This window comes from Paenibacillus thiaminolyticus, assembly GCF_007066085.1.
Classification (GTDB): domain Bacteria; phylum Bacillota; class Bacilli; order Paenibacillales; family Paenibacillaceae; genus Paenibacillus_B; species Paenibacillus_B thiaminolyticus.
In genome coordinates this window covers 201808-216186 of sequence record NZ_CP041405.1, presented here as the reverse complement: position 1 = coordinate 216186, position 14379 = coordinate 201808, and the positions used below count along the sequence as shown (strand labels likewise).

Annotated in this window: 10 protein-coding genes; 3 read left to right on the top strand and 7 right to left on the bottom strand. The window is 38.3% G+C overall.

All coding sequences use genetic code 11. The features are described from left to right. Positions 1–134: 134 nt before the first annotated feature. The 3 genes from FLT43_RS00885 to FLT43_RS00875 all read left to right on the top strand — a co-directional run bounded on the left by FLT43_RS00885 (position 135) and on the right by FLT43_RS00875 (position 2833). A complete protein-coding gene (locus FLT43_RS00885; RefSeq protein WP_087443767.1) occupies positions 135–1553 on the top strand; it encodes an AcpB/EbpR/MafR family transcriptional regulator in 1419 nt (472 codons plus the stop codon). Positions 1554–1768: 215 nt separating this feature from the next. Continuing rightward, positions 1769–2575 carry an N-acetylmuramoyl-L-alanine amidase gene (locus FLT43_RS00880; protein WP_087443768.1) on the top strand — a complete coding sequence of 269 codons (807 nt, stop codon included), beginning with the start codon at positions 1769–1771 and terminating at the stop codon, positions 2573–2575. 18 nt (positions 2576–2593) lie between these two features. Continuing rightward, the gene (locus FLT43_RS00875; protein WP_087443769.1) at positions 2594–2833 is read left to right on the top strand and encodes a transposase; all 240 of its coding nucleotides are present in this window, start codon (positions 2594–2596) and stop codon (positions 2831–2833) included. Between the two features lie 198 nt (positions 2834–3031). Here FLT43_RS00875 and FLT43_RS00865 read toward each other — a convergent pair whose 3' ends face one another. The 7 genes from FLT43_RS00865 to FLT43_RS00840 all read right to left on the bottom strand — a co-directional run bounded on the left by FLT43_RS00865 (position 3032) and on the right by FLT43_RS00840 (position 14295). Further along, a complete protein-coding gene (locus tag FLT43_RS00865; protein ID WP_087443770.1) occupies positions 3032–3643 on the bottom strand; it encodes an ADP-ribosyltransferase in 612 nt (203 codons plus the stop codon). A 75-nt stretch (positions 3644–3718) separates the two neighbouring features. Continuing rightward, the gene (locus FLT43_RS00860) at positions 3719–4963 is read right to left on the bottom strand and encodes an anthrax toxin lethal factor-related metalloendopeptidase (protein WP_087443771.1); all 1245 of its coding nucleotides are present in this window, start codon (positions 4961–4963) and stop codon (positions 3719–3721) included. Between the two features lie 146 nt (positions 4964–5109). Then, a complete protein-coding gene (locus tag FLT43_RS00855; RefSeq protein ID WP_087443772.1) occupies positions 5110–7662 on the bottom strand; it encodes a binary toxin-like calcium binding domain-containing protein in 2553 nt (850 codons plus the stop codon). Between the two features lie 62 nt (positions 7663–7724). Beyond that, positions 7725–10286, bottom strand: a complete 2562-nt coding sequence (locus tag FLT43_RS00850; protein ID WP_087443773.1) for a binary toxin-like calcium binding domain-containing protein — start codon at positions 10284–10286, stop codon at positions 7725–7727. Between the two features lie 281 nt (positions 10287–10567). Further along, complete coding sequence (locus tag FLT43_RS30980; RefSeq protein ID WP_479691902.1) at positions 10568–10726, bottom strand: hypothetical protein; 159 nt, start codon at positions 10724–10726, stop codon at positions 10568–10570. A 333-nt stretch (positions 10727–11059) separates the two neighbouring features. Beyond that, positions 11060–12796, bottom strand: coding sequence for a TULIP family P47-like protein (locus FLT43_RS00845; protein ID WP_087443774.1), 1737 nt, complete (start codon positions 12794–12796; stop codon positions 11060–11062). 23 nt (positions 12797–12819) lie between these two features. After that, on the bottom strand, positions 12820–14295 hold the full coding sequence (locus FLT43_RS00840; RefSeq protein WP_164776694.1) for a TULIP family P47-like protein: 1476 nt from the start codon (positions 14293–14295) through the stop codon (positions 12820–12822). Between the last annotated feature and the right edge of the window lie 84 nt (positions 14296–14379).

Here is a 14379-nt window from a genome sequence, read left to right as displayed (position 1 = left end):
TTGAAATATAAATTGTGAGAAGGAGAAAAATAATAAAGATTTTCATTAAGAAGACAAACATTAGAAAGATATGTTTAGGGGAAATTCGTAAATCCGTACTTTAACCATTTATCGCTTTTCGAGGGGGAGACTAAATGGATAAATTCACCACTCACTTAATTCAAAATCATTCAATTATTCGAAAAATCCAAATATTAGAATCCTTAATTGATAGCGAAGGTATCGTGTCTTCAAGTTCTTTAGCCCGTAAGCTGCAATGTACAAGCAGAACGATTATAAGCGACATTTCTCAATTAAAACAAAATCTCCCAGAGAATTGGGATATAATAAGCATTAATTCCAAAGGTTACGTTCTAAAAAAAGATCCTTTAGATCATCTTTCCACTATTATAGCTACTTATCTAATAAACAGTGAGCTTTACAACATTTTAATGGGAATATTCAATCAGAAGTATTATAGCCTGGAAAAATGGTCTCAAATATTGTACTTAGATAAATTAACATTGAAGAAAAAATTAAATAATTTCAGAAAAATACTTAGACATTTTAATCTTGATTTTAATTTCAGAACAACGATTCAAATAATTGGAAAGGAACTGAATATTAGATACTTCTATATGGTTCTTTTTTTTAACGTGCAAAAGTATAAACAAATTTTTAAACCGGAGCTAGACTTGCAACAAAAAATTGAGAACTATATTCGTTTTTATAAAATTGAGATCGATTATAATCTATTAACCATACTCATCAATGTGTCTGTAAATCGAAATATATATAAACATTTTATTTCCAAAAGTTTCAATATGGACTACATATTTAGCTCTCAAAAGTTAGATTGCACCTATGCCATTGTCTCTGCGATTGAAAATTTCTATAAGGTCAGCTTCCAGCAAAATGAACTTAAGTTTTTTACACTATTTTTTTTCCTCATCTCCGAGGGGGATGATAATGAAAAAAGTAAAATCAAGAATTACTATCGTGGAACCTATAAACAACTTTACGATAAGCACCTTGCTTTAATTGACATGATTTCAAGTGAAGTAAATATGAATGCCAAAGTAATAGAAGAAATAAGACATAACATCCATTTTTCTTTCCACAAGATCTATATATTTAAAAATCTCAATTTACCGTTAGAATACTTTTGGGGTAAATTTAAGACGATTCCTCTTGAATTAATAGAGGGCTACAACATCATTCACCCTCTTATTATCACGTGGAATAAAGAAATAAATGGAGAGAGATTATCTGAAGATGAGAGCTACCACATCACGTTTCATATTTTATCTATTCTCCTGTCAAATTATAAAAAAAAGGTTTTACTGCTTTTATCCGGACCAACCAATTGGAAGAAATTCATCTATCACAAATTAAATAATGAATTGGGTAACGTTCTAAGCCTTCAAACCGAACCAAGCAATACGGTCAAGTTCGATTTCATTATCACCAATTACAAAATCAATAAAACTCAAATTCCTGTCATTTGGATTCCAGATCAACTCGCCTTGAAAGATTTAAAATCTATTAAACAACTGCTTAGTCTATCCTTATAAAAACGGGGGTATCAAAAATAACAATACCGTGCTCCATTCGTACTTGCAGAGATTTCGTTCGGTCCAATAAATAAGCATCAGCAGCCGACTCATTCAGCTCTGATGCTTTTTACATTTTTCTCGCATAGACATTTTCATTCATGGGTGAAAATATGTTTCATCCTTCAGGAATCTCGAAAGGTATATTTTAGGTGTAACTGCAAGGAAGATTTGCAATGAGAAAGGACATCAAAAGATCACACATTGTTAAAAAGGGAGAGAGAAACATGGGTTATAAATTGATTACCGTCCATGCGGGGCACAACGCATTTGTTCCGGGCGCAACCGGATGCGGCTACAAGGAACATGAAGTCGCCAGAGAATTTGCAGCTATGCTCATCGATGCCTTCAATCAAGCGGGTCAAACTGTCGCCTGCACTACGGATGACATGGGGAAAACGCAGAATGAGAACCTGGCCAACATCGTCTGCAATTGTAACAACTACAATAAAGATGGAAGACTAGACATTTCCTTGCATCTTAACGCGGCCGCATCAACGGCTACAGGGGTAGAAGTTCTTTATTACGATCAACAAGCCTTGTCCGCAAGCGTCAGCAGGGCAATCTCTGAGGCGGTTGGAATTAGGGACAGAGGAGCGAAGGAGCGAAAGGAGCTTCGGGTGCTTAATTCCACGAACGCCCCGGCCATATTAATAGAGCTGGCTTTTATCACGAATCCTGACGATATGCGGAAGCTTCTGAACAATAAACATAATGTCATTACTTCCATCGTGAAGACAGTAACTGGCCGAGAGGTACCTGTGACCTCCGGCAAAAAGAAAATCGTTACAGGCGGATTGAGTATAGCCGCTATTCATGAGATCTCTCAGATGTTCCTGGAGAAGAGATTTTGGGCACAGATTCAGTTTTTAAATAATGGCACTTCTTATGCGGTTACTGGAGAGTTAAGCGGCGAGAATCTGGCGCGTGCGGAGAAATGGTTCCACGAACACGGGTGGAGCTATGAACTGAGAGATGCATAAATCGGAGAGGAGGAATAGATGAATATGGAGATTACTGAGGTTATGATCGTGGCCGTCATTGTCGGATTAGTGGAAATAGCAAAAGGGATCGGCCTGCCGATTCGCCTGGCTCCGGTACTGTCGATTATCCTTGGTATCGCGGCAGGCGTTGTCTATCTCGCTCCAGGCGATTTGAAAATTGGCGTCATGTATGGAATTATCTGTGGCCTTACCTCTTGCGAATTGTACAGCACGGGGAAAAGCGCCTTAAGGAAATAACAATAGAGTGTTGAGCCGCAAGCCGACTGCATCAGCAGCCGGCTTCATTATTATCTTCCGATGTCTCAAAGCCATCTGTAAATTCCACCATCGCGAAGTTATCATTTGCGGCTGCAGCACTTACTCCTTCAGGACGCTAAAAAACATACAAAGACCCGAGATGTACTCAGGTCTTTGCGAGTTTCTGCGAGTGAAGATTTACTTTATGATTCTAGCTTCAACTTTTAATCTTTGTGATCCGCCATTGACAATCGTCCTTATATTATCAATATAATATTGAGTATTCCTGGGCAATAACATCTCAAGTTGGCCAGGAAAATAGCTAATTGGATCTACATACCCGGCACTCTCCCCTTTAGGAACCTTTAGTTCTATAAGAACGTTTCTTGCCAGAAAATTGTTCCCAAGAACGATTGATGTGCTTAAGTAGCCCCGCTCCAATAACATAGTGCCTTCGAATTGTCCTTTGATCTTCCTGGCCACCTCCTCATTAACTTTATTTCCCTTCATTAAAGTGGTCTGGAATTCTTCTCCGAAAATGATGCCGTCCGTCCCACGATATACGGTTATGGTATCATTTAATTTATACTTATTTAACGCTTTGTCCATGAGTTCAATTTTCTCGTCCATATTAGGATTGGCCCCTAAGTTGCCGTTATTTTCTCTAAGATAACTGTTTATAGGACTGGCGTTTTTGGTATAGTCCGTAATTTGTCTTTTTTCATTCTCTGTTAATACGGATTTCCAGCGGGAATATTTTTTCTCTCCCCATTTTTTTGCTTTTACTGTGTCAATACGAAAATCTATCATATTGCGACTCACCTACTCCCTACACAGCATTTTGGCAGGAAACATTTTCGAGCCCAAATTTGCTTGTTATTTTACTTAATTATCCTCTATATATTCCTTTATCTTAGTTTTTATATAATCAACAGCTTTAGGTGCTTCTTTTTTAACAGCATCTTGTTGCTTCGGATCTGTGGAGTACATTGCCTTGAATATTTCCGCAAAAAATTCTACCGAGTCTTCCCTGCCATAATTGTTGTGTGTCACTAAACTCGTCAGATTATCTTTTTCTTCATTATAAATATCAATAAATTTTCTATTTTTTGAAGTATCATTCAATAACATTGAATCCACTACATGGCCCATTTCGTGTAATAACACGGCAGACTGATTAACAATTGGATCTAATTTTTGAATCAATATTTCGTGTTTCACTCTTACAAACACATTCATCGAATCATGATAACCTAATGTTCCATCATTATTATTAAGTTTCACATCCGTAAATGTTATGGAATCTAAATAATCAATAGCATCATTTAATAACTTTGATGGTAATTGTTTGATTAAAGTAGAAATGGCTTCTTTCGCATGATCTATTGCATAGGATTCAAATCCCCCGCCAATATCTAATTTGACAACAAAAGAACCGTTCTTGAATAATTTAGTCAAGGTAGTTTCCGTAACTCGTATTTTGCTTTCAATCTTCTCTTTTTTGATTAATCTTGCATTTACTTTAATAAGTTCTTTTCCATTTTCTCTAATAACCTTCGGTTTACTAAACATGTTATTCGTGATTTCTATCGCATAATCCGTTGGCAATACCGTTTGTCCATCTCCCAGATGGCCTACATAGGTGCCTTTCGGCAGTTCTAACTCCGCTACATAGTACTGTCCTGTTTCTCCCCCGGTAAGTGTTAAATTTCCTGTTTTTAAGTCGGTCAAATTCCCATATTGATACTCATTTAAGACAGTTTTAATTTTTCCGCGATCTAACTGTCTGCTCTCGCTTCCAACCAACATTTGCAATTCATTGGAATAGCCTAAAGCTTTCGGATCAAAATGGGTATAAATGATTTGTCTTTCCTTTAATAGATTAACGGGTTGTTTGATCATGATGTTCATTTCTTTGATTTGATTTTTTAATTGTTCATCAGTTAGTTCATCAATATTTCCACGAACTTCATTCAATTTTCTATTCATTTCTTTTGATGATCTTTTAAATGCCTCGAGTGCTTCCTGCCGATTTTGTGGTAGTGTTTCAATCCAAGCCGAATAACGCTTCTTACTCCATGCTTCGGCTTTACGTTCATCTTTCTTGAAATTCAGAGGTTTTTTATCCATCAGTCATTCCACCATATCTTGTTTTATTAAAGTTACCTGATATCTGCACCTATATTAGGGGGGGGGGGACAAACCCGCCAGAAAAGGCAAGGTTTGTCCAGGAAGACCAATTTCGATCTTTAGATATATTCCCTAGGTGCTACATATTATTTTACGGGCGATAACACAAAATATTGATTCGCTTTTGCTTCGTCTAATGTCGCAATTTGAAGTGGTGTTAGATCTGGTTTTGAAATGTCATAAGCCAATACTTTACTTCTATCTGCGGCGCTTACAATGTTATATCCATTGTTTCCTGATTTTTGTAAAAACCAAAGCTGATATCGTACATCCAAATCATTCATAAATATTAATTTCTGATTTCTTCTGTCCCATGTCAGAACTTTCTTTGCCGGTATGTCATAAATGTAAAAGGCTCCCCTATACACATGATAGACCAGCTTAAAGTCTTGTTTGGAATTAACATCCCATTTTTTTATAAATGCTTCATCCTTATAATTGGTAATATATTGTGTTAAATCGGTAGATGCAAAATAAAAATCCTTTTGATCATTGATCTTGGAAAACTCTTTGTTTTCCTCTTTCAATTTATCCCAAGCAGTCCCTACCTTTACAATTGAAAAATTATCAATATATACCGTACTATTCGTTGAAATAGTGAGGCTTCCAAAATCATCTGGAAATTCGAATATTTCAAACATCATCTTTTGCCTTTTGTATCCGTTAGAAATATCGAATTCACGTGTTGTTCCGCCAAATTCAACAGTGCCCTTACCCGTACCGTTTCCTTTGACATCCATGATAATAAGATATTTAGAATTTGCTTCTAAAGTAATTTCACCCATATCGTAGGACACATTTTTATTCGGATCTATCTTGTAACATCTTCCATTATTTAAACCATTACTTTGGTCGTACGAACCTCCGTCCCAGTTTCCATCATCATTATTGAAATCATCCCATACTACCGGGATACTGATTTGAATATTCATTCCCGGCCGGATTGTCATATCGTAAATCGTTTTTATATTTTTATTCCCTTCGAGTTCTTTTTTGATCTTTCTTTCTGTTTTTCTATCATAGATGAAATGGACCAGGTTCGGACTCAGAATACGTGCTTCATCTGTATACTCATCTTTGAAATACCAATTTCCTCCCTCTTTATAGGCCCCTATCGATTTGATCAATGCTTCACCTAACGTAAGTTCCGGTGTGCGGTCATTTGGATTATCAGGATCTTTTGCTGCTATACGGCGCTCCATCATTAGGCCGCCTTTAATATCAATCAGGAGTCCGGTTGTTACACTTTCGATTTGCGGGATATAATTCGCCCACTCGTTCTCTTCGATGACTACTTGTCCTCCTGCGGGGTCTCTTTTTGCAAACGCCCCTTGAAATTGGGTCGTTTCCAACTTTAATTTCTCCCCATTTTCCAATCTATCCACTAGATTGATATTCATGGAAATAGGAATAGAACTGAATTGATCTAACGTATTCAAGGCTATCGCATGTAAATGTCTTCTAGGATATGTTTGATCAGGAGGCAAGCTGAAGGCTTCCTGGTTCATTTGTCCTGTAATGGTGGCAATCGTCTCTTTCCCTAACACTAAATTTGTGGTGGGAATGAATTTATACACAGGAGCTGTTCCGGTATTGTAATAGCGAATATTCGCATTCACATAGGCTGCCTGCGCAGAGTTTAAACCTAATTGTTCGGACCAGTCCTGTCCTGAAGTCTGTGCAGAGTTAACCGTATGCGTAGATGTATGCGAATAATGCCCGGTAACGGAGCCTGAAAACCCTTCAAAGAGAGAAAAACCTGCACTCACATCAATTCCTTCCGTATTGGAAGCACTGGAGCTGGAAGACGTCTCCCGGCTGATTCTTTTTCCTGATGATGAACTAAATTCTTTATTATCGGAAAGAATTAACCTTTCCATCCCCACCGTGATGCTTGGATATGCTGCAACAAGCGGATCCCAAGCCACTTTTTTTATGTTCCGATCTATGCTTCCGCTGGCTTTTTCCAAGTCAGAGTAGGGATCGCCTGCCGTATGGGATTCGTTGGGATTGGACACATATTTTTTGTATCCTTGCGCGGCATATTTTTCCTCCCATGGCACAACTAAATGATTAATTACGGTATATCCGTTTATTTCCCACTCATCATAAATTCCGTCATTATCTGTATCAAGAAGAGGCTGTTCATCATCTGTGTTGTCACTGCCTCCGGGGAGATATTCAAAAGAAACCTGTCTGGGAATAGAGAAGTCTTCTGCTTCAATCTCTTGAGTTTCTTGCTGGTTGCATGTATATTTCACTTCAAATTGAAACAAGTCTTCTTCCTTCACCTCCGGGTTGCCAAAATAGAGGATAACAAATGTATACTGTTCTCCTTCTGTCAGTGTTACTTCCGTATCCTTTACTTCTTTTCCATCCACAAAAATATGTGTATATGGATTTGAACTGGTTATAAATTGATAGAGGCCGGTTTGCTTTGGAGTAAAATCGGCAATCCATCGGGCTGATTTTACTTTCTTTTTCAAATCGACTCCTTTTAATTGGCTGGGATCTACCTTAAATCCATTCATTCCACGTCCGATGACAAAAGCCGGTTCATCCAAATTCTCTCCATAGAAAAATTGACCCACCGATTTTAGTATTTGTTGATTTTCCTCGATTCGGCTTGTTTTTTCCATTGTTCTTCTCTCCTTCTTTAGAACTCTTTTTTCTTATTCATTTCGAGTTATAGCTTCATTTATTAAAATGGAGGGGATATCGTAAAATATTGATTATTTTTTGCTTCATCTAATGTCGCGATTCGAATCGGGATTGTATGATTTACGGCTTCAAGGCCGTATTCCAGCACTTTACTTCTATCTGCAGCGCTTACGATGTTATAGCCTTTGCTTCCGGATTTTTGAAAGAACCAAAGCTGGCTTAGCACAGATGTATTGTCTGCAAAAATCAATTTTTGGCTCCCTCTATCCCATGTCAAGACTTTATTGGAAGAACTAAGAATGTAGAATGCTCCCCTAGGCCTCCGGTATTCTAACCTGAATTTTTGATCAAACATTGTTGTTGAGTTTGCCATAATGGCTTCACCTGCAAAGCTAGTCATATATCTTTCTGGATTCAAGGACGTAAAGGAAAAAGTTCGCCCCGCAACCTTTTTAGAATAATCTTCATTTTCCTCTTTCAGTTTGTCCCATGCATTTCCGACCTTTACAATCGAAAAATTATCAATGTAAGCGCTTCCTGTGCTATTTGTCGAAATTTTCAATTTATTAAAGTCGGCTGGGAAATCAAATACTTCAACCATTACCTTTTGTCTTCGATATCCGTTAGGAATATCGAATTCATTTGTTGTTCCACCGAACTCAATTGCAGCCTTACCCGCACCATTTCCTTTCATATCCATGATTACTAGATATTTTGAATTGGGTTTTAAAACAATCCCTTCCTTGTACACTTCTCTATTCGGATCTATCTTGTAACATCTGCCGTTATTTAACCCATTCGTTGGAGCATATGAGCCTCCCTTCCAGTTTCCCTCATCGTCCTTAAAATCATCCCATACTAACGGTACACTGATGTGAATATTCATCCCCGGCCGGATTGTCATATCATAAATATTTTTTACATTCTTGTTCCTTTCCAGTTCCTTATTCATCTTTTTTTCTGTTTTCCGATCATAAATAAAATGGACCAGGTTCGGACTCAGAATATGTGTGTTATCCGCACGGTCAAAATACCATCTATCCTTTTCTTCGTAAGCCCCTATCGCTTTTTCCAATGCTTGCCCCAGTGTAAGCTCCGGCGTAAGGTCATTTGGATTATCAGGGTCTTTTGCCGCAATCCGGCGCTCTATCATCATTCCGCCTTTGATATCAATCAGGATTCCGGTTGTCACCCGTTCGATTTGCGGGATATAATTGGCCCACTCGTTCTCCTCTGTAACGACTTGTCTCCCTGCCGCATCTCTTCTTGCAAATGCTCCTTGAAATTGGGTCGTTTCCAATTTCAATTTCTCTCCATTTTCTAGCCTGTCCACTTGATTGATATTCATGGAGATAGGAGTGGAGCTGAACTGATCTAACGTATTTAAGGCAATACCATGTAAGTGTCTTTTAGGGTAGGCCTGGCTCGGACCCAAGCTGAAAGCTTCCTGATTCTTTTGTCCCGTGATGGTAGCAATCGTCTCTTTCCCTAACACTAAGTTTGTCGTAGGAATAAATTTATACACGGGAGCTGTTCCGGTATTGTAATAGCGGATATTGGCATTTACATAGGCTGCCTGCGCAGCGTGTAAACCTAAGTGTGTGGACCAGTCCTGTCCTGAAGTCTGTGCAGAGTTAACCGTATGCGTAGACGTATGCGAATAACTGCCGGTAACGGATCCTGAGAACCCTTGCAAGAGGGAAAAACCCGCACTCACATCAATTCCTTCCGTATTGGAGGCACTGGAGCTGGAAGAGGTTTCCCGGCTGACACTCTTTCCTGACGATGAACTAAATTCTGTATTATCGGACAGAATTAGTCTTTCCATCCCCACCGTGATACTTGGATACGCTGCAACAAGCGGATCCCAAGCCACTTTGTGTATATTGCGATCTATTCTTCCGCTAGCTTTTTCCAAATCAGTGTAGGGGTCCCCTGCCGTATGGGATTCGTTCGGATTGGACATATATTTTTTGTATCCTTGAGCGGCATATTTCTCATTCCATGGTACAGCCACATTATTAATTACTGTATATCCGTTTATTTCCCATTCATCATAAATTCCATCCTTATCCGTATCTATAAGCTTTTCTTCATTCCCTTCCGTTCGAGGTACAATGCCCTCGGGGAGACTATCGAAGGAAATTTCTCTGGGAATGGAGAAGTCCTCTGCTGCGATCTCTTCGGTTTCTTGCCGGTTGCATGTATATTTCACTTCTAGTTGAAGCAAGTCTTCTTGCTTTACGTCCGGGTTCCCAAAATAGAGGACAACAAATGTATAATGCTCGCCTTCTGTCAATGTTACTTCATTATCTTTTACTTCTTGTCCGTCCACAAAGATATGTGTATACGGATTTGAACTGGTCATAAATTGATACAGGCCCGTTTGCTTTGGTGTAAAATCGGCAATCCATCGGGCTGATTTTACTTTCTTGTTCAAATCGGCTCCTTCCAACTGGCCAGGATCGATCTTAAACCCATTCATCCCACGCCCGCTGACAAAAGCCGGTTCGTCCAAATTCTCCCCATAGAAAAATTGTCCCACAGACTTTAATACTTGCTGATCTTGTTCATTTTCCGCGGTTCGCCTCGTCTCTTTCATCGTTCTTCCTTCCTTCCTAGTAATTTTTACCTTTTATACCCAATTGTTATAGCGCCAAGAATCCAGACCCACCATGGTATAACTTTTTCAGTAGTTGCTTTCGGAGGACTATCTTGTTTAAATTGAAATTCCGGCATAATGATATGCTCCAGAAACAATCGTTCAGACAGCACCAGAAAACTATCATGATTATTATCCAGGATTGAACCATCAATCTCCTCTGTGAGTCCAGATATGTCCCGATTCGTTACGACAGAAAGAACGGATAAAAACCTTTATCTTTACTGAAAGTTGGAGAATTCCTCCTCTATATCTGAATCGGTGCTTACTACCATCAAGTCATATTTGTTTTTCTCTAATCCACCTACGTTTCTAAAAGTTAGGTTTTTTTGATGAGTCGGTTGAAAGTAAGCATAATTGTAATGGTATTCTTTGTTTATTTTCTTAAACGAAAAAGTGATATAATTTTTTTCCTAGTTTTTCCTTATAAAAATCAATCCTCCCTTCAGTTACGATTAAAGTATAGCTTTTGAAATTCCTTAAAAAGCATACATATTTTCATCTATCAATGAAAAAAAGAGAAACATAAACGGAGGGCACTCCGTAATAACCTTCCGGCTTCCCACCACGAATCATATAACCGGTGTCCGGAGCGGTTTTGCCCATTCTTTCTTTCGCGCTATGTCGTATGAAAATTTATGATACAAAAATAGCTGTCGAGATTTTCTCGACAGCCTGAGAACTGTATGCAAAAGAACCATTTGAAAGGGTTATCAAACTTGTATCAATTTGAATTTTTGTGCTTTAATATACGGGCTGCTAAAATCATGCTGCTCATTCACTTTAATATTTGTTCCATTGTCAGTGTCAGCCTTATCTACATCCAATACGAAATAAGGATACTTTTTATTCTTTAAAATATGATAACCATCTCCTGTATCCTCAAGGAGCCAATAATGCTCATCTTTCCCTTGATTAGGTGTAGCAAATACATTCCTTGAGCCCATGTAGTCATTCCAGGCTAATACTAGGCTTTCATCGTACATATTTTTAAATTGATACGCCTTTTTCGTTTCATCATTAATAACATTCCATTTTTGGTTTAAAGCACCGCCGTATTCCCATAAATGAACATCCCCATTTTTTTGTAAAGACATATCAACGACACTTGAGTCATTTAAAGCACTTACAATTTTGTAATTCTTGGAATTACCATTATTCAATTTAATACCTTTTATACAGAAAGCTACATCAAACACACAATCTGTAATCTCTTCTTCATCCATACCACTCCACTTCACTACTTCACTTCTTAACTCACCAATAGAAGTATTGGTATCAATTTTGATATTTCCGGCAACAGAACCGGAAATTGCCTCAGTGACAAAATGGATAATAACATCCACGATAGGAGCTGCTATTCCTAATATCCATATCCACCATGGAATATGGCGCTCGTAACTTACCTTTGGATTACTGTCAGGCTTAAATTCAATTCTCTTCGAAGCTTTATTAAAATAAAAAGTATTTTTCGTTTCGACTTCAAATGTTACATACGAGCTTGCCAGTCCCGTAATATCACATTTTCCTGATGCTTTCATCCGAAGGCTGTTCCCTTCGACTTGTATTTTTAAATCCGTTAGTATCGGATAATAATCGATCAAACCCCATCGTACCGAACCGCAATTTATATTCCTGCTATTCTTAATGACCCCGCTTGTATTTGATGTACCTTCAAATTTAAAATGGTTTTTTGTTGTCCCATTCCCAAATGAATTTGGCAATTCCGGCATAATGATATGCTCCAGAAACAATCGTTCAGACAGCACCAGAAAACTATCATGATTATTATCCAGGATTGAACCATCAATCCCCTCGGTGAGTCCAGATATGTCCCGATTCGTTACGACAGAAAGAACGGACAAAAAACCTTTATCTTTACTGGAAGTAGGAGAATAATAAGAATATTTGTACTTTTTAGGTTGCATCCACGGAATGTCCGGTGATATATTCAGTTGTGCAAATATATAAGATATTTTCTCTTTGTTAGCTATAAACATATCTGCTAATGTTAAGTTTAAAAGGGTGTAAATCATGCTTCCTTCAGCAAATATTTTATTTACATCCGGATTAATTACCGTAATTGCTCCTTCCCTTTGATCCCCTTCCTTCTCTCCCTTTACTTGAAAGTTAAACATCAACTTCTGAATATAGGAATCATTTTTGTCATCAAAGAAGCCAAGTTGAACTTCTAAGAGAGGGCAGATCCCGTTTAACAGTGTGCGCTGCCCCATAAAGGTCAGCTCTCCCTCTTTCACAAGTGCTTTCAATCGCAAGAGTTTGCTTGATCCCCCGGGAACTATCTCCCAATTATCAAAAGTTAAGCTGACAAATGTGTTTTCATCCTCATAGGTAAAGGTTATTTTATTTTCATTCATATACTTCTTTAGTTGCTTATTTATACTCTCATTCGAATTCACATAAATGATGTCCCACCCGTAAGTATTCATATGAACACCTTCCTTCTACTCTTTCATGCAAACTTCCCGCCTAATTGGAGCGGTCCTGCTAACCCGGCATAATCTAATTTAAAAGTGTCACTGGCATTCCAAATAATTTCGGAAGTCGTATTTTCTAAAAAAGGTTCGATGCTCGGGGACGTATGAATATTCCAATTTTGAATAATATCAGGGGTTTTAGCCAAAACACCCGTCAATATTAAGATGACAATGGAGCCTATCAATAAGGATGCCCCTGCTGTAAATATGGCTAAGACAGCCTGAGCTAAAAGTCCTATAATGACTGCTATAACTTCCCATACCCAATTTGAGCCTTCTTTGATGACATAATGTGTTACCGTAGGCTGTAGAGCTTCTTCATATGCTATCGTTTGTTCGCCATTTCCGTTTTCCGCCAGTTTTAACTTATACCAGTTGATCGTTCTACAACCTACCACGCCACCTGCTCCTATAGAAGTTTCTGTGGCTGCTTCCAGCTTTAATGTGTCGTTTACTAAGCTTAGGCTCATCTCGGTCATGTACGGATCGTATCTTGAGCCATTCACTTCTACCCTATCCAACTTAATTTTTCTGTCTTTTTTCAGTCTCAATATATATTGATATTGACCTGCTTCCCCGCTTGCATTGATTACCTCATAGTCATTGATCGTTGAATATTCGAACTTCATTGGTAAAGTTGGTAATAATACATCTAATAAAAATCGTTCTTCTGCGATTAGAAACCCGGCATTCGACGATTCCGGAATGACATAGGCGTCCAACTTTTGCTGCTGCTGTATTCCCCCTTTCCTTCCTCCTGTCATACACAATACTCCTAACAAGCTTTTGTCCAGGTCTTCTTCAATATCTGTGTATGCATAATCGACATAAGAAGGCTTGCACCAAGTCCATGGTTCCTCATCGCTAATATACAGATTTAAGTTAACGACACTAAAGGTGTGGTTGAATGCTTCCAAGTTCAATGTCAACCATTTAATGATTTGCTGCATAAATAATTCCTTCAAGATCGTCTGGAGATCAATAAACAAACTGCTTCTCAAGCTCCATGGGAAAAATAGGCCTTCAACATTTTTGAGCGAAATGGCTATCACTACAGGATCATAAAGCGGATCAGAGCTTATTGATTTAATTTTCAAGTCATATAATTGTTCATTCGTTGTCTTATTCGATATATTTTCATGTGGCAGGTAATTGAGCTTAACCTGGACATTCAAATCCGCGGATTGAAATCCAAATTCACCTATAAACAGATCCTCACTCAGAAATGTCTGAAAATTCCGAACAGGTATATTCATTCGAATGCTATTTCCGTCACCGCCGGTAATAATTTGCCATTCTCCAAAATCCCCTTTGAAATTATGATTGGAGTCATTCAGCTCAAAATGTTGCGGACTGCTTTTTTGCTCCCTTATAATGCGGTTAACCTCTGCAATAGGAATGGCAAATACGGTATCCCAATTAAAAGTGCTAGTTGAATGGGTAATCGTCACGTGCATCATCACCTCATTACTTCAAATTTTGAAAGTGGGGAACGTCTTGTCCGGCGCTCCCCGCATTTAAATGTAATTTCTTAA

Coding starts and splice junctions, on each gene's coding strand:
- FLT43_RS00860 (WP_087443771.1), bottom strand. CDS start 4,963: ATGGATAAAAAACCTCTGAATTTCAAGAAAGATGAACGTAAAGCCGAA.
- FLT43_RS00850 (WP_087443773.1), bottom strand. CDS start 10,286: ATGAAAGAGACGAGGCGAACCGCGGAAAATGAACAAGATCAGCAAGTA.
- FLT43_RS00875 (WP_087443769.1), top strand. CDS start 2,594: ATGAATATGGAGATTACTGAGGTTATGATCGTGGCCGTCATTGTCGGA.
- FLT43_RS00885 (WP_087443767.1), top strand. CDS start 135: ATGGATAAATTCACCACTCACTTAATTCAAAATCATTCAATTATTCGA.
- FLT43_RS00855 (WP_087443772.1), bottom strand. CDS start 7,662: ATGGAAAAAACAAGCCGAATCGAGGAAAATCAACAAATACTAAAATCG.
- FLT43_RS00865 (WP_087443770.1), bottom strand. CDS start 3,643: ATGATAGATTTTCGTATTGACACAGTAAAAGCAAAAAAATGGGGAGAG.
- FLT43_RS00880 (WP_087443768.1), top strand. CDS start 1,769: ATGAGAAAGGACATCAAAAGATCACACATTGTTAAAAAGGGAGAGAGA.
- FLT43_RS00845 (WP_087443774.1), bottom strand. CDS start 12,796: ATGAATACTTACGGGTGGGACATCATTTATGTGAATTCGAATGAGAGT.